The organism is Amycolatopsis sp. cmx-8-4 (assembly GCF_046548675.1).
GTDB lineage: Bacteria > Actinomycetota > Actinomycetes > Mycobacteriales > Pseudonocardiaceae > Amycolatopsis.
This window is the reverse complement of the sequence record NZ_JAEBDZ010000003.1, coordinates 259,867-275,809: the sequence shown is the minus strand read 5'-3', so window position 1 is coordinate 275,809 and position 15,943 is coordinate 259,867. Positions and strand designations below refer to the sequence as shown.

Sequence of the window (15,943 nt, the reverse complement as noted above, 5' to 3'; positions counted from 1 at the left end):
GGCAGATCCAGATCACGGCGCCTCCTCTCCCGGACGATGCTCTGTTCAGAGGGCGTCCGGGAGGGGGAGGGGGTTCACCGACACGGCGTAAGTCACACCTTCGGGCTAAGCGCTACCGGAGCAAGTCACGCGGACTCACTCCGGCAGCGCTGAGCCGTGCTCAGTTGTTCGTGCGCTCCGTCGGCGGCGCCTTCTCGACCTGGGCGGTCAGCAGCGTCTTGAACGAGGCGAGCGTCGCGTCCTTCGACGGGCCGAACGAGTCCACGATGACGACGCGGTTGTAGAGGACGTAGACCGCGCGGTAGACCTGCTGGCTGCTGTCCGCCGCCGAGAACACCTGGACCCCGTGCAGGGACAGGTTGCGGTTGGCGGTCAGGCCGCCCTCCTGCTCGGCGTTCGCGTACTCCGCCGCCACCGCGGACGCGGCCTGCGTGTTCGGCAGTTCGAGCGCGAACAGGCCGAGCGTGACGTCGCCGTCCTTGGTCGTCTTGAGCAGGCCGTCGGTCATGCCGCCGGACTTGAGCTTCTCGATGACCGTGGTCGGCAGGTACTTGGCCGACTGCAGCTTGTCCAGGTCGAACTCGCCACCACCGGCGCGGGTCGTGCCGGCCGGGGTGACCAGCGCCGCGGAGTTGTCGCTCGGCTCGGGCTTGGCCGCGGGCGGCTCCGGCAGCGGCTTCACCGTCGGGGCCGGCGGCGGCTGCTGGGTGGTGCTCTGCTGGGCGACCGGCGGGGTGGTGCCGTTGTCCTTGATGAACAGCGCCCAGACGCCGTAGCCGAGACCGGCCACGACCAGGACGGCGATCACGGCGAAGGCGATCTTCTTGCCCTTGCCGGACGACGGCTGCGCCTGGAAGCTCTCCGGGCCCTGGCTGATCCAGTCCGCGTTGCCCGGCTGCGCCATCGGCGGGAAGTCCGAGCCGCCCCACGGCGGGCTGACGTCCTGCTGCTGCGCGCCCCACGGGTTCTGCTGGTTCTGCTGCGGCGGGCGCTGGAAGCCGCCGGCGGGGGACTGCTGGCCGTACTGCTGCTGGGGGAACCCGCCGGCCGGGGACTGCTGGCTGTACTGCGGCTGCTGTTGCTGCTGCCACTGCGGGACGACCTGGGTCCGCTCGCCACCCCCGGCGTCGGTGGCGGAGACGACCTGCGTCGCCTCGGCCGCGTCGGCCTGCTGCTGCGGCGCGGCCGGGCTCACCGGTGCGATGATCTGGGTCTCGGAGGCGCTGTCGCCCATCGGCTGCTGCGCGGGCTGGGCGGGGGCGGCCTGGCTGTCGCCGGTCGTGACGGCCATGGACAGCACCCGATCACGCCGCGTCCGGTATTCGTCGGCCGTCAGGTTTCCCGCCGCCAGCTCCTCGTCAAGCCTGCGCAGCTCTTCCTGCCAGGTCACCCCGGTACCCCCTTCGGGTAGATCGCCTGCGAAATCGTGCGAGTGTATGGGTGCAGCCGCGTGACCGCACGGAGTCATTGTGCACGGGTGTGCTCACCTGTTCGTCGCCCACCACCCCGTCGTTACCTTCGGGTGGCGCATCCCGCTTCCCAGGTCACCTGGGGTGTTGCGCGAGCACGGCGGCGAGCTGGTCGATGGTCTGGTTCCGCAGCAGCGGCGACGATCCGCCGATCACGCTCCGTTCGACCAGTTCGAACGTGATCACGTCCCGGTCGGCGAACAACCCGGTGAGTTCCTGCGCGTTGCTCTGCGCCGTCGTCTCGGCGTGCACGATGGTGACGTCCTGGCAGGTGGCGGCCAGGAACGGGCTCGCGAACTGGGTGAACGAGTCGGCCACGACGGCGGTGTTCTGCCCGATCGAACCGGCCGGCTTCGCGCCGTCGGGCTGGGTCAGGTGCAGCGGCGTCTTGAAGTCGCTGGCGATGTAGCGGGTGCGGTCGGCGCCGCCGTCGGTCGAGAGGCTGTAGGTCGTGAGCTTCCGCTGTTCTTCGCGGCCGAGCACCCGGGCCAGGTCCGCCGGCCACGGCCGGGTGCCGTTCGGCGCCGCCTGCCAGCGGACCGTGCTGCCCGGCTGGATGGACTGCCCCAGCGCGTACGTCATGACCAGGCCGCCGTCGAACGACCAGTGCGTGTCGTTCGGGTCGTACAGCGAGTGGCCGGTGCGCTTCTCGGCGTCGGCCAGGGCGGGCCGCAGGTCGATCGCGCCCGTCTCGCGGGGCACGCGGTTCCAGAACTCGGCCGTGCGGGCCTGGGCGCACGGCTTGCCGACGTAGTTGTCCGGCAGGTGCGACGGCTCTTCGCTGTACTTGTCGGGCGCGATGACCAGCTCGAACTTCCGCCCGGAGTTCTCGACGGCGGCGCGCAGCTTCCGCAGCGCCGCGACGACGTGGTCGGTGTCCATCACCGGCCGGCAGCGGGCGTTGACGTCCTCGCCGAGGTACATCCAGCCGTCCTTGCCCGGGAGCACGGTCGGGTAGACGTAACCCGGGACGTCGCCGGTGCTGGGCTGGCCCTGGTCGACGCCGACGGTGCCGCCCTCGTGGCTGGTGCCCTGGCCGGACCCGGGCGGGTCGCCGAAGACACCGGTGCTGATGCCGTCGGCGGCCTGGACGCCGGCCTGGCGCAACGGCAGGTGGTCGGTGGCCCAGCCGGCCATGCCGGTGAAGAAGCCCCAGCCGTCGCCCAGGCTGGGGAAGTCCCGCAGCGGCCGGTTTTCGAAGGCGGTGGGGTGCACGCCGACCGCGGACAGCAGCAGCGGCGTCACGAAGAAGAAGGCCGCGCAAGCGAGGGCCGTGCGCTGGCGTTTGCTGTGCCGGGGCCGGTAGAGGTTGTGCTCCTTCGGCAGCCAGGACTCCGGGGTCCTCGGCAGGCCCGGGTCGGTGGGCAACTGCGACGGAGGACGGGAGGACACGGCCGTATCCTAGCGCCGGGCCGGAGCGTGGCGGCCCCGAACAGGTGAACGCGAGGGGACGTGCGATGAACGGTGGCCGAGGGCCGGGCTACGACCAGCGGCTGGCCCGGGAACGGGACACCTTCGCCGACCAGGAGGACATCCACGGCAACCTGCCGCCGTCGGCGCACCGCTGGTCCAACAAGCACGTGCGGCCGAAGCTCGACGCGCTCGGCGTGCCGGGCATCGACGAGCTGATCGTCGGGCAGATCGCCGAACGCGCTTCGCGGCTCGACCGCGACACCGTCGTGCTGTCGCTGGGCAGCGGCAACGGCGACCAGGAGCTCGGCTGGCTGCGCGGGCTGGCCGAGGCCGGTCTGGACAACGTCCGGCTGCGGCTGCTGGAGCTGAACCCGGACATGCAGGCCCGCGCCGAGGCGGCCGCCCGCGAGCAGGGCGTGGCCGAGCGCGTCGAGCTGATCACCGCGGACTTCAACACCTGGCGCGCCGACGCCGAGCACGACGTCGTCGTCGGCTTCCAGGCCCTGCACCACGTGCTCGACCTCGAACACCTCTACGCGCAGATTACGAGCAGCCTCACCGGGGACGGCGTCCTCGTCGTGCACGACATGATCGGCCGCAACGGGCACCGCCGGTGGCCGGAGGCGCTGGAGGTCGTCGACCGGATCTGGGCGACGCTGCCGCCGGAGCTGCGCCGCAACGCGCTGACCGGGCAGGTCGACGAGCAGTTCGTCGACATCGACTGCGCGGCGGACGGCTTCGAGGGCATCCGCGCCCAGGACGTCCTGCCTGTACTGCTCGACCACCTGCACCCGAGCCTGTTCCTGCCCTACGGCAACGTGATCGACCCGTTCGTCGACCGGATCTACGGCCACAACGTCGACCTGGACAACCCGGTGCACGTCGAGCTGCTCGACCAGGTCGGCGTGCTCGACGACGCCCTGCTCGACCTCGGGCTCGTCACCGGGACGCGGCTGACCGCGCTGTTCCACCCGACGCCGCAGCCATTGCGCGTGCACGGCACCCGGACGCCCGAACGGTCCGTTCGCGACACCCGCGTCGTCGATCCGGCGGGTCGCGCGTCGTTCCGCCCCGGCGACACGGGTGGCGAGCGGCTCGTGCGCGGCGCGGGAATCGTCACCGGCCGGATCAACGGGCTCTACCACGACGACTGGGCGGCGCCGTCGATCGAGTTCCCGCTGCTGCCGACCACCGCCGTCGGCGCCCTGGAGCTGCGCACCTACCTGCCGGACGACGCCACCGAGTACGGCGGCGTCACCGTCTCCGTGGACGGCGTCCCGGTCGCGAAGGCCGACGTCGGACCCGGGCTGGTCGAGCAGGTCCTGCCGGTCCGGCTCGACGCCCACCGCCAGGTGCGGCTGTCCGTCGACGCCGACTGGTCGCTGACCGCCGGGCTCGGCGGCGACCGGCGGACGCTCTCCTACATCCTCGTCGGGCTGTCGCTGCTCGAACGGATCGAAAACTGAGGTCCGGCCCGGCGGTGCTGGTCGGGCCGCTAATCTGCCCGGCATGGGCAAGGGGACGAACGCCGAGCGGCTGATCGACTGGACCGGCGAGCGGTGCGTGCCGTGGACCGAAGACCTCCAGGTGATCTACGAGCACTACCACCGCTACGCGTTCGCGGCCCGGTTCGTCGCCGGCAAGCGCGTCCTCGACCTGGCCAGCGGCGAGGGCTACGGCGGCGCGCTGCTGGCGCGCACGGCCGCCGAGGTCGTCGGCCTCGAGATCGACCCGCGGACCGTCGAGCACGCCCGGACCCGCTACCCGGATTCGCGCTTCGAGGTCGGCTCGATCACCGACCCGAAGGCCCTCGACGGCGAGACGTTCGACGTCATCACCTGCTTCGAGGCGATCGAGCACGTCGACGCCCAAGACAAGCTCATGGAGCTGGTTCGCAACCGGCTCGCGCCGGGCGGGGTCTTCCTCTGCAGCACGCCGGACATCGAGGTCTACACGCACGACCACGGCAACGAGAACCCGTACCACGTGCACGAGCTGACCGAGTCGGCGTTCCGCTCGCTGCTCGCCGGCAGCTTCGAGCACGTCGTGGTGCTGCGCCAGAACGTCGCCGTCGGCTCGCTGATCCACGACGGCGGGGCCGGCTCCGGCGCCGAGGTCCTCACGGTGGAGCAGGACGACGCCGACGGCTGGGTCGTCGAAACCGGCGCGCCGCACACCTACTTCGTTTCGGTCGCCTCCGCGAAGCCGATCGACGTGCCCTCGACGTCCGCGATGGTCGACCCGAAGCTGACGCTCGTCGCGCGCGCCGCCGCCGAGGCCGGCCGGCTGCGCGAAGAGCTGGGCCGCACCGAGGCCGAGCGCGCGCAGGCGAGCGCGTCCGTCGCCCAGCTGACCGCCGAGCTGGCCGAGGTCACCGCCGCCGAGCGGCAGACCGCGACGGAACGCGACGAGGCGCTGCGCCAGGCCGAGCGCGCCCGCGAAGACCGGCAGCGTGCGGCCGGCGAGCTGAACCGCCTGCAGCGCAAGGCCGGTTACGACAGCGAACGGCTGGAGTGGCTGGCGAGCAACAACTCCGGCCTCTCCGAGACCATCGGCAGGCTCGCCGCGGAGAACGAGAAGCTGCGCGCCGAGACGTCCGCGCTGGTGCAGCGCGCGATCGGCAAGTACCGCGGCTCGATCGAGAAGGTCGCGCCCCGCGGCACCCGCCGTCGCGACCTCTACGAGACGGCGCTCGGGCGCCCGGCCGGCGTGCTGCCCGGCCAGGCCCCCGCGGTGCCCGGCCCGGTCGCGGTGACCACCAGCGACCAGCCGATCGTCAGCGTCGTCATCCCGGTCTACGGCAACTGGCCGTTCACCCGCGGCTGCCTCGACTCGATCCAGCGGCACCTGCCCTCGACGCCGTTCGAGGTCATCGTCGTCGACGACGCCTCGCGCGACGACTCCGCCGACCGCGTCGCCGGCTGCGCCGGGATCCGGCTGGTCCGCGCGCCGAAGAACCTCGGGTTCGTCGGCGCCTGCAACCTCGGCGCCGAAAATGCCCGCGGCGACTTCATCTTCTTCCTGAACAACGACACCGAGGTCACGGCGGGCTGGCTCGACGAGCTCGTCGGCGTCGTCGAGACGCGCCCGGAAGTCGGGCTCGTCGGCTCGAAGCTCGTCTACCCGGACGGCAGGCTGCAGGAGTGCGGCGGCATCATCTGGGCCGACGGCACCGGCTGGAACTACGGCCGGCTGCAGTCGCCGGACGCGCCTTGGTACCAGGCCCTGCGCGACGTCGACTACTGTTCCGGCGCGGCCCTGCTGGTCCGCCGCGACCTGTTCGAGCGCGTCGGCGGCTTCGACACGCGCTTCTCGCCCGCCTACTACGAGGACACCGACCTCGCGTTCGCCGTGCGGGCGGCCGGGTACCGGACGATGGTCCAGCCCGCGTCGGTCGTCGTGCACCACGAAGGCATCACCAACGGCACGGACGTCTCTTCCGGCGTGAAGCGCCACCAGGAGCTCAACCGCGGCGTCTTCGTCGACAAGTGGAGCGTCCAGCTGCGCGACCACTTCCCGGAGGCGAGCCCGCGCGCGGTCTGGGCCGGGCGGCAGCGCACGAAGGACGGCCACCGCGGCGGCACCGTGCTCGTCGCCGACCACCAGGTGCCCATGCCGGACAAGGACTCCGGCTCGGTGCGGATGTTCCGGATCCTCGAGCTGCTCGTCGGGCTCGGCCACCGCGTCGTGTTCATGCCGCTCAACAACGCGCTCCCCGAGCCGTACGCCGGCGCGCTGTACCGCGCGGGCGTCACGGTCGTTACCGGGCTCGGCGAACAGCTGGAGTTCCTGCGCGAGGCCGGCGCCGACCTGAAGCTGACGATCCTCTCCCGGCCGCACGTCGCGTGGCAGCTGCTGGAGCAGGTCCGCGAGCACGCGCCGGACTGCCTCATCGCCTACGACACCGTCGACCTGCACTTCGTCCGGCTCAACCGGCAGGCCGACCTGGCCGCGCGGCTCGGCGACACCCGCGAGGAGCTGACGCTGCGGCGCCGCGCCGAGGTGCTGCGGGAGTCCGAGCTGGGCCTGACCCGCGCCACCGACGTCACCTTCGTCGTGTCCGATGTGGAGCGTGCGCTGCTGGGCGAGCTCGTGCCGTCGGCGCGCGTCGAGGTGCTGTCCAACGTGCACCACGCCGACGGCTCGGTGGCCGTCCCGGAAGGACGGTCGGGCGTGCTGTTCGTCGGCAGCTTCGACCACCTGCCCAACCGGGACGCGGCGCGCTGGCTGGCGACCGAGATCATGCCGCTCGTGCGGCGCCGCCGGCCGGACGCGGTCGCGCAGATCGTCGGCAGCAACCCGCCGCAGGAGATGTTCGACCTCGAGCGCGACGGCGTCGTCGTCCGCGGCTGGGTGCAGCACCTGGACGGCGTCTACCGCGAGGCCCGGGCGGTCGTCGCGCCGCTGCGCTTCGGCGCCGGCGTCAAGGGAAAGCTGGGGGAGAGCCTCGGGTACGGCGTTCCGGTGGTCGCCACCCCGCTCGCCGCCGAGGGCATGCACCTGACGCACGGCCGGGACGTCCTCGTCGGCAGCACCGCCGAAGAGCTCGCTGAGGAGATCGTCACCCTGCTCGACGACGACAAGCTGTGGCAGCGGCTGTCCGAAGAGGGCAAGACCGTGGTGGACCGCCTGTTCGGTGCGGACGTCGCCCGCCGCACCTTGGAAGGCGTGCTCGACGGTTCGTGATCAGCTGGGCGGCAACGCTTTCTGGAACACGGCGAGCGCGTTGTCCAAACTGGTCTTCAGCCCGGCCTTGTCCTGGTCGAACGGCAGGGACGCCCAGAGCACGACGGCGACCTTGCCCGAGGTGTACCAGGTGCCGTCCATCCGCTGCTCGCCGCTGCGGCCGCTGACGATCTTCCCGTCGGCGTCGAGCGGCTTGAACCCGCCGGCGTCGGCGGCGGCGCGGAGGTACTCGACGACGGCCTTCGCGCCGTCCTCGTTCTCCGTCGGGATCGCGTAGGCGAGGAAGCCGGTGTCCCCGGAGTTCGACGCGCGGTAGACGAGCTGCGTGACGCCGTGCTGCGAGAAGACCTGCGCGGTCTCCTTGGGGTAGAGGTTCAGGTCGAGGCCCTTGGCCAGCGACATCGTCGAGCTCTCCGGGTGCTGCACGCCGGGCAGCGGCGGGACCTGGTCCTCCAGCTGCGGCTGGGCCGCGGCGGCCGGCGGCTGCGTCACGCTCGGCGTGAACGTCGTCAGCGCGTTCGGCGCCGGGTCGTCCCGCCCGAGCCACATCGTCGCGCCGATGATCATGCCGAGCACGACCAGCACGCCGAGGGCGACGAACGGCCACGTCGTCCAGGTCCGCCCGGACGACTCCACGTCGTCGACGCCCCACCGGTGCTTCCCGGGGCCGTCGTCGTCCGGCTCGGTTTCCTGCTGCCGGGTCTCGCCGCCCGGCGGGGTGATCGGCGGGAACCGGCTGCCGGGGGGCTGCTCGACCTGGCCGTCGACCCGCAGGTAGCGGGTCGGGGTGATGTCGGCCGGGCTCGGCGCGGTGGTCATGTGGTCCGGCAGGGCCGGCACGCTGCTGGTCGACATCGCCTTCGGCAGCCCGGTGCGCTGCCACGGCGGGTGCGGCCGCTGCGCTTGCGCGTGCGGCACCATCGGCCGCGGCGACTCCATGCGCTGCGGCGGCGGGCCCTGCTGGGCCGGTGCGGGGTGGCCGGCGGGGTTGGTGCTCCGCCAGGCTTCACCCGGACGGCGTAGCGGGGACGGAACCGGTGACGGCACCGTCGATCCGGAGGCCTGTGCGAGCAGCTCGTCCCGCTGTTTGCGGTGGTCAGCGGGCTCGATCCGACCTTCGGCAAGCTCCGCGTCGAGGCGGCGAAGCTCTTCCTGCCAGCTCATCCTTGGACCCCCATCCACCATTCGGGGCATCAGTCTGGCACGGGCTGCCGACCAGCGAGGTTGCGGTTTGAGGTTGATCGGCAACGTAGCGCAAGTCGCAGGATTTCGGGAGTCCCGCAGGCCAACCCGGCCGCGTCACCCGTCAGGCCCCCGAAACTGTCGTACATATGTTCTAAAATTGGCGTTGTACAGGGGAGATGCCGCTCGCAACCGCGGGTGGTGTGATGGAGGAAGGCAGGGCCATGGCCTACATCACCCTGCCCACATTCGTGGGCTACAGCGCCAGTTCCGGTCCGTCGCGGTCGTCGTTCGTGCGGCGCCAGCGGCGGTTGTACGAGGACCCGGCGCGAGCCGCGTTCAACTACTACCGGCGGGCGGCCAACGCCGTGCGCTCGGGACGCGCGGCGAACCAGGACGAGGTGGCGCTCCGGGCGCTCGTCAACGCGGCGGACGAACGGACGAAGCCGCACTACAGCGCGATCGCCGAGGGCTGGCTGCGCTACCTCGGCCGCAAGTCGCCCCGGCTCATCGAGGTCGGCCGCGGCCGGTGCCGGCTGGGCGACCTCGAGATCGGCGTCAGCCCGCAGATCGGGCTGCGCAAGAGCAACGGCCGGCGCTACGCGACCTGGCTGTACTTCAAGGAGGAGACGCTGACCAAGTCGTCGGCCCAGCTCGCGCTGTGGGTGCTGGAGCAGGCGATGCCGGACATCCTGCCGGGCGGCGAGGCGCTGGTCATCGACGTCCGCCGGGCGAAGGAGTTCCAGCTGACGCCACGCGACCGCGAACGGCTGCGGCCCTGGGCCCGCAGTGAGGCCTCGGCGTTCCTGACGCTCTGGGACGTCGCCTGAGATCGAGGAGGCGCAGGGCCCTCTCCCTGCGCCTCCTCGGTCGTCTTCTAGCATCGGCCCCCGAGCTCAGGGGGGCGACGAATGAGACTTGTCGCGGGCAGGTACGCGATTTCGGCCGAACTGGGCCGGGGCGGAATGGGCGTCGTCTGGCGCGGCGAGGACCAGTTCCTCGGGCGGCCGGTGGCGCTGAAGGAGCTGGCCACGCCGCCGGGCGCGTCGCCGACGCACCTCGAGCGCGTCCTGCGCGAGGCCCGCACGGCGGGGCGGCTGAACCACCCCGGCGTCGTCACGGTGTACGACGTCGTCAGCGAACACGGCGCCACGTTCATCGTGATGGAGCTGGTGATCGCGCCGACGCTGGCCGACGTCGTCGGCCGCGAGGGGCCGCTGGCGAACGACCGCGTCGCCGCGCTCGGCCTGCAGGTGCTGAGCGCGCTGGAAAGCGCGCACGCGGCCGGGATCGTGCACCGGGACGTCAAGCCCAGCAACATCATGGTGCTGCCCGGCGACCGCGTGAAGCTCGCCGACTTCGGCATCGCGCGGGCGATGGACGACCCGGGCCTGACCCAGACCGGCGGCGTCATGGGCTCGCCGGGCTACATGCCGCCCGAGCTGTTCGCCGGCGCCGGCCCGTCACCGGCGTCCGACCTCTGGTCGCTCGGCGCGACGCTGTTCCACGCCGCCGAAGGCCGGGCGCCGTTCCAGCGCACGACAACGGCCGCGACGCTGCACGCGATCATGTACGACCGGCCGGTGCTCGAACGCTGCCGCAGCCCGCTCGCCGACGCCGTCCTCGGGCTGCTGACGCAGTCCACTTCGGACCGGTCGACCGCGGCCGGAACGCGGCGCCTGCTGGAATCCGCGCGCACCGGCACGGTGACACGAGCCGTGGAGCCGGTCGACCTGCCGACGACCACCTTCCAGGCGGTACCGGCCACAGTGGACCGGAAGCGGCGGCTGCCGCTGGTGCTGACCGGGGTGGCGGTCGCGGTGATCGCCGCGCTCGGTGCGATCTTCCTGCTCAAGCCGGACAGCACGACACCGGTGGCCGCGGGCGCGCCGGGCCCCACGCCGACGTCGTCCGCGACGCCGACGACCACGAAACACAGCAGCAGCAAGAAACCCACGCCGTCCGCGAGTTCCACCGCGCCGTCGTCCACCGCGGGGAAACCGGAGCCGGTGAAAGTGCCGCTGGTCCGCTTCCACCACCCGGAAGGCGGCCACTTCAGCGGGACGAAGAAGGTCGGCGCGCCGGCCGGCTTCACCAAGGAAGGCCTCTTCGGGGAGCTGGTCGCGTCGGCCGAGCCCGGCACGCGGAAGCTGTTCGCCTGCAAGGTGAAGGACAAGAAGGACTGGTTCACCTCGCCCGACCAGAGCGGCAAGTGCGAGGGCCAGCAGGCGCTCGGCCTGCTCGGCTACGTCTACGCCAACCCGCCGGCGTGGTCCGGTTCGCGGGCGCTCTACCGCTGCAACGCGGGCGCGAGCCACTTCGACTCGCTGGACGCCGGCTGCGAAGGCAAGCAGAAGGAGTTCCTGCTGGGCTACGTCGTCGTCTGAGCCAGCAGGACGTCCGCCACGAGGTCCGGCCGCGTGACGAACGGGTGGTGCGGCACGGACAGCTCGACGACGTCGCTCGCGCGCGCCGCGTGCTCCCGCTGCTTCGCGGGCGGCGTCGCGAGGTCGTCGGCGCAGAGCAAGTACGTCGACGGGATCTCCCGCCAGGCCGCCGCGGTCGTCCGCTGGCCGAACACCACCTCGTTCTGGGCGGTGAGCCGGGCCGCGGCCCCGGCGTAGGTGGCGTCGTCGAAGTCCTGCGCGAACCGCGGCCGCACGAACTCCTCCCGGACGCCCGCGGTGCCGTCGCCGTGGCTGAGGTGCCAGGGCGGCGGTTCGCCGGGGCCGAAGTCGGCGAGCGCCTCGCCGGCGTCGGGCAGGAACGACGTCACGTAGACGAGCCGGCGCACCGCGGGGTGGCCGGCGGCGGCCTCGGAAATCACCATGCCCCCGTACGAGTGACCGACGAGCAGAACGGGCTCCCCGGCCGCGTCGAGCAGCGCCCGGACGGCCGCCGCGTCGTCGTGGAGATCACCGCGCGGGTCGCTTTCGCAACTCGGCAGGACCGCGGCCGAACTGCGCAAACCGTGCCCCGCAAGGACGTCGGCGGTCGGCCGCCACCACCACTCGCCGTCGCGGACGAAGGCCCCGTGCACAAAGATGACTCGCATGGTGACAACCTGACAGAACCCACCCGGTCGAGTGACACAGTTCGCGAGGAGCGGACGAGGACTGGACAAACCGGAGGCCGAACACGAAGCTTTCGCGTGTTCTTTCGTGCCCGGCCAAGTCAGAGGTCGAAAAGTGAATGCAGCCTGGGAAGCCGTCTCCCGCGTCGCCGACGAGCCCGCCTGGTACTGGGTGTACGACAAGCTGGCGTTCTTGCCGAGCACCTACGCCCACGCCTGGCCCGGGTTCCGCGAGCCGGCGCCGTCGCGCACGTGGGACCTGTCGCCCGGCGACCTGGACCGCGGGTCGGCGGAGTTCCGCCTCGGCCCGTACGCGGTCGACGAGCACCAGGTCGCGAGCATCGCGCTGGCCGCGTTCCGCGAGGTCTGCGGCCCGGACGATTGGCTGTGGGCACTGCACTGGCAGCACCAGTCCTACCGCGTCCGCCCGCACCGGATGACCCCGGGCGCGCGCTGGCCGGTGCCGGTGTTCCCGCGCGCGGACTACCACCTGTTCCTGGCCCCGGACTTCTCCTTCGGCACCCTCGGCCACCCGTGGGAGCGCACGCTCTGCGTGTTCGGCGAGCCCCTGGTGTCGGCGTTCGAGCGCCTCGGCGAAGGCGTGCTGGGCAACGTCCTGCGCCGCGACGGGAAGCCGTCCGCGCTGGCCCGCTGAGCCCGGCATCTGCGCTGGTTGATCTCTTGCTACCGTTGTGCAGGTGTTCGAATACCACGGCTGGGTGACCATCCAGGCGACCGCGAGCGGCGATGACGACGCGGCGCTCCTGGAGCGCCTGGTCGACCGCGTGCACCGCGCGATCCGCGACGCGGGCGACTTCGACCTGGTCGACCTCCGCTGGAGCGCGGGCATGCCGATGCTCCACTTCGGCGGCTTCGACAAACACGGCGGCGAGCTGGCCCCGGACCTCCTGGAGATGTTCACCAGGGTCGGCGAGCTGGCCGCGGGCTCGTACGGCCTGCTCCACGTCTGGGACGACCAGGACACCGAGCACGACAACGACTTCCGCGTCTACCGCATGGCCCGAGGCCAGGTGACGGAGCGCGAAGACCCGCACCTGACGCCGGTGGCCCCGACGGTCCTGGACGTCTACGAGCTGTAGCCGCCATCCCCGGCACCAGCGCCGCCGCCGGATCCGCTTGCACAGCGCCGTTGTCCACAGGCCCGCCCGAATGTGGACAAGTCCGCCGGATTCCGTCTCGTCCCCCGGCTTTGTCGGCGGCCCCCGATACGCTGGAAGCGGGGCCGCCCCCCAGGGCGGGTGGGGGCTGCTTACGCGCGCGGGGGTTGTGTAGCCGCATCGCAATGCGGGCTGAGTAGTACTGCTCAAGACACCCGCGGGCCCGTGGCGACATGACCAAGTCCGGTTCGTCCGCAGCGTCACCCCCGCGTCGACCAAGCGCGGCTCGACAAGCTGCTCGCCGAGCACGATCCCTACAAAACCACCGTTTAACGGGGAGCGGCCACCCTCGCGAAGAGGGTGGCCGTCCGCAAGACCTCAGTGGCGCGGCACCCGCGGCCGGCCGCCCGGCTCCTGCTTCGGCGGCTTCTGGCCGGTGCCCGGGAACGTCGGCGCCGGCAGGTTCGCCGCCTCGTACCGCGACAGCGTCAGCGGGCCCGACGTGTCCGGCAGCACCGGCGGCTGGGCCTTGTGGTCGTTGAACCGGAACGCGGACGTCATGTCGCCGAAGGTGCGACGGCGCCACTGCGAGATGTTCGGCTCCGCCACGCCCGTCACCTTTTCCAGGAACTGCAGCGTCGACGTGTGGTCGAAGTTCTCGCTGCACACCCAGCCGCCCGCGGTCCAGGGCGAGATGACGATCGCCGGGACGCGGTAGCCCGCGCCGACCGGGAGGCCGTTGCCCGGGGTGCCGCCGGGGGACGTCTTGGTGACGAACTCGCCCGGCGTGCCCGCGGGCGGCGTCGGCGGGACGACGTGGTCGAACAGGCCGTCGTTCTCGTCGTAGTTGAGGATGAAGACCGTCTTGGCCCAGACTTCCGGGTTCGCCGCGATCGCGTCGATCTTCGACGCGACGAACGCCGCGCCCTCGGCCGGCGTGTACTGCGGGTGCTCCGACGCCGTCGAGGTGCAGATGATCCAGGAGACCGTCGGCAGCTTGTCGTTGCGCGCGTCGTACTCGAACTGGCCTTCGGGCCGGTGCGTGAGGCCGTTGACCGCCAGCGGCGAGCCGGCGGGCGCGTTCTTGAAGTTCGCGAAGTTCTCCAGCATGTTGCAGCCGTAGGTGTCGCTCTGCTCGTACACCTTCCAGCTGACGCCGGCCGCCTGCAGCCGCTCCGCGTACGTCGTCCAGGTGTAGCCGCCGGCCGGCGCCTTGTTGTCGAGGATCGGGCCGCCGTGCTCGCCGTCCGGGTCGATCGTGCCGGTCATCCACATCATCCGGTTCGGCCAGGTCGGGCCGAACACCGAGCAGTGGTAGCTGTCGCAGATCGTGAACGCCTCGGCCAGCGCGAACTGGAACGGCAGGTCCGCGCGGGTGTGGTAGCCCATCACGTACGGGCCGTTCTTGCCGTCGGCCTTGCGGTGCGCCGGCAGCCAGCTGTCCATCTTGCCGCCGTTCCAGGCGTCGTGCTGGACCTGCCAGGCGTGCGACGTCGACGGGATCTTCTGCGCGTTGGTCGCGTGCGTGTCGAGGTGGAACGGCAGCGCGTAGCCCGCCGGGTTTTCCGCGTCCGGCTGGTAGAAGACGGGCTTGCCGTTCGGCAGCCGCGCGGCGTGCGGGTCGCCGAACCCGCGGACGCCCGACAGTGTGCCGAAGTAGTGGTCGAACGAGCGGTTCTCCTGCATCAGCAGCACGACGTGCTCGATGTCCCGCAGCGAGCCGTGCTTCGGGGCGCCCTGGGCGAGCGCGCGCTGGACGTTCGGGGGCATCAGGGTGGCCGCGGCCGCGGTGGCGGCGACCCCGGCAGCAGATCCGAGAAGACGGCGACGAGTCAGTTCGGTCATGGCTGACACCTTCGTTCCCGGGTGTCACCCGAAAAGGTGGCAACCGGGAACGCGAGCGGAACACGAAGTGAAAACCGCTGCCGAACCGGTACGAATCAGGTCAGAAAGTAACGTCCGAACACTGGTAGAACGCGTTGGCCGTGTCGGCGATGTCCCAGACGGCGAGGATCATGTGCCGCCCGCTCTTGCCGGACGGCAGCTTGCCGCTGTGCGACACCGAGCTGCCGGGCCGCTGCCCGTTGAAGGGCACGGTCAGGAACGGGGTGGTGTCCAGCTGCGCCCGGGTGAGCGGCGCCGAGGGGTTCCAGCCGTTCTTGGTGACGAAGTACCGGAACGACGTCGTCGCGTGGGACGCGGTCAGCGTCCACTTGAACGTGTAGGTCGCCCCGCTGGTGAGCTTCGTGGCCGGCCAGGTGCCACCGCGCTGGTCGTCGAGTTCGGCGAAGCGCGAGACACCGGCGGAGCAGAGCTTCCCGTCGGCGGGGCCACCACTGGGGAAGTTCTTCGGGCCTTCGGTGCTCTGCGGTTCGTACTGGATGGCGCCGCAGCCGGTGACGGCGCCGGTGCTGCACTTGTACGCCCGGCTGGGCGGGGTGGTGGTGTAGCCGTGGCCCCAGGCGACACCGGTGAACAGGAGCGGAAGGGCGAGAGCGGCTGCGACGGCGAGGACGAGCTTCTTGACCATGTGACTCCTCTCACAACAGGTACCCCAGAAGTGTGAAGAATTCACGGCAATGGTTCAGACCACTGTCCGGCCGAACTTCGCGGGCCGGGTACTGGTGCCATTGGTCCAGACAATGGACCGAAAGACGCAAGGAGTAGCACCCACCGGAACACCGAGAACCAGCACCAGGCGAGCACGGGGAGAACCAGCGCTAGGCGAGCCCGGAGAAGCTGCGGCAGCCCCGGAAGCCCAAGAAAGGCACCGTGGGGGGCGGGGGGCTCGGCCCCCGGGTGAAACGGCGAGAGGGCTGCATCGGCGCTTTCTGCCGATACAGCCCTCTCGCACTCGAGCGGATGACGGGATTCGAACCCGCGACCCTCACCTTGGCAAGGTGATGCGCTACCAGCTGCGCTACATCCGCGTACAGCGTCCTTGCGGCTGCTGTGAGATGAACTCTATACCCTGCCTGAATTGCTCCGATGAGCGGGTCCCC

General features: G+C 71.3%; 12 protein-coding genes and 1 tRNA gene. 6 read left to right on the top strand and 7 right to left on the bottom strand.

Going from position 1 to position 15,943, the window contains the following annotated elements:
- Positions 1-160: 160 nt before the first annotated feature.
- Positions 161-1,390 (bottom strand): DUF1707 domain-containing protein, encoded by a 1,230-nt coding sequence (locus ACLJQZ_RS07350; RefSeq protein ID WP_410619305.1) that lies wholly within the window; start codon positions 1,388-1,390, stop codon positions 161-163.
- A gap of 154 nt (positions 1,391-1,544) precedes the next feature.
- Positions 1,545-2,861, bottom strand: a complete 1,317-nt coding sequence (locus tag ACLJQZ_RS07345; protein WP_410619304.1) for an alginate O-acetyltransferase AlgX-related protein — start codon at positions 2,859-2,861, stop codon at positions 1,545-1,547.
- Between the two features lie 65 nt (positions 2,862-2,926).
- Here ACLJQZ_RS07345 and ACLJQZ_RS07340 point away from each other — a divergent pair, with 65 nt between their 5' ends.
- Together ACLJQZ_RS07340 and ACLJQZ_RS07335 are read left to right on the top strand one after the other, a co-directional pair.
- The gene (locus ACLJQZ_RS07340) at positions 2,927-4,348 is read left to right on the top strand and encodes a class I SAM-dependent methyltransferase (protein WP_410619303.1); all 1,422 of its coding nucleotides are present in this window, start codon (positions 2,927-2,929) and stop codon (positions 4,346-4,348) included.
- Between the two features lie 43 nt (positions 4,349-4,391).
- Positions 4,392-7,568, top strand: a complete 3,177-nt coding sequence (locus ACLJQZ_RS07335) for a glycosyltransferase (protein WP_410619302.1) — start codon at positions 4,392-4,394, stop codon at positions 7,566-7,568.
- Here ACLJQZ_RS07335 and ACLJQZ_RS07330 read toward each other — a convergent pair whose 3' ends face one another.
- The gene (locus ACLJQZ_RS07330) at positions 7,569-8,732 is read right to left on the bottom strand and encodes a hypothetical protein (RefSeq protein ID WP_410619301.1); all 1,164 of its coding nucleotides are present in this window, start codon (positions 8,730-8,732) and stop codon (positions 7,569-7,571) included.
- 242 nt (positions 8,733-8,974) lie between these two features.
- Between ACLJQZ_RS07330 and ACLJQZ_RS07325 the strand changes: the two genes are divergently transcribed.
- Both ACLJQZ_RS07325 and ACLJQZ_RS07320 read left to right on the top strand, forming a co-directional pair.
- Positions 8,975-9,580, top strand: coding sequence for a hypothetical protein (locus ACLJQZ_RS07325; RefSeq protein ID WP_410619558.1), 606 nt, complete (start codon positions 8,975-8,977; stop codon positions 9,578-9,580).
- Between the two features lie 81 nt (positions 9,581-9,661).
- The gene (locus ACLJQZ_RS07320) at positions 9,662-11,137 is read left to right on the top strand and encodes a serine/threonine-protein kinase (RefSeq protein ID WP_410619300.1); all 1,476 of its coding nucleotides are present in this window, start codon (positions 9,662-9,664) and stop codon (positions 11,135-11,137) included.
- On the opposite strand, the gene ACLJQZ_RS07315 is transcribed toward ACLJQZ_RS07320, so the two are convergent.
- Positions 11,122-11,805 (bottom strand): alpha/beta fold hydrolase, encoded by a 684-nt coding sequence (locus ACLJQZ_RS07315; protein ID WP_410619299.1) that lies wholly within the window; start codon positions 11,803-11,805, stop codon positions 11,122-11,124. The genes ACLJQZ_RS07320 and ACLJQZ_RS07315 overlap by 16 nt on opposite strands.
- A 133-nt stretch (positions 11,806-11,938) precedes the next feature.
- Here ACLJQZ_RS07315 and ACLJQZ_RS07310 point away from each other — a divergent pair, with 133 nt between their 5' ends.
- Both ACLJQZ_RS07310 and ACLJQZ_RS07305 read left to right on the top strand, forming a co-directional pair.
- Entirely contained in the window at positions 11,939-12,478 is a 540-nt protein-coding gene (locus ACLJQZ_RS07310; protein ID WP_410619298.1) for a DUF2716 domain-containing protein, read from the top strand.
- Between the two features lie 43 nt (positions 12,479-12,521).
- Positions 12,522-12,923 (top strand): immunity 7 family protein, encoded by a 402-nt coding sequence (locus ACLJQZ_RS07305; RefSeq protein WP_247059795.1) that lies wholly within the window; start codon positions 12,522-12,524, stop codon positions 12,921-12,923.
- Positions 12,924-13,319: 396 nt separating this feature from the next.
- Here the strand turns inward: ACLJQZ_RS07305 and ACLJQZ_RS07300 are convergent, their stop codons facing one another.
- The 3 genes from ACLJQZ_RS07300 to ACLJQZ_RS07290 form a co-directional block, all read right to left on the bottom strand.
- A complete protein-coding gene (locus ACLJQZ_RS07300) occupies positions 13,320-14,786 on the bottom strand; it encodes a phosphocholine-specific phospholipase C (protein ID WP_410619297.1) in 1,467 nt (488 codons plus the stop codon).
- Positions 14,787-14,886: 100 nt separating this feature from the next.
- Positions 14,887-15,471 (bottom strand): lytic polysaccharide monooxygenase, encoded by a 585-nt coding sequence (locus ACLJQZ_RS07295; protein WP_410619296.1) that lies wholly within the window; start codon positions 15,469-15,471, stop codon positions 14,887-14,889.
- 327 nt (positions 15,472-15,798) lie between these two features.
- Positions 15,799-15,871: transfer RNA gene (locus tag ACLJQZ_RS07290), tRNA-Gly, on the bottom strand.
- Positions 15,872-15,943: the final 72 nt, after the last annotated feature.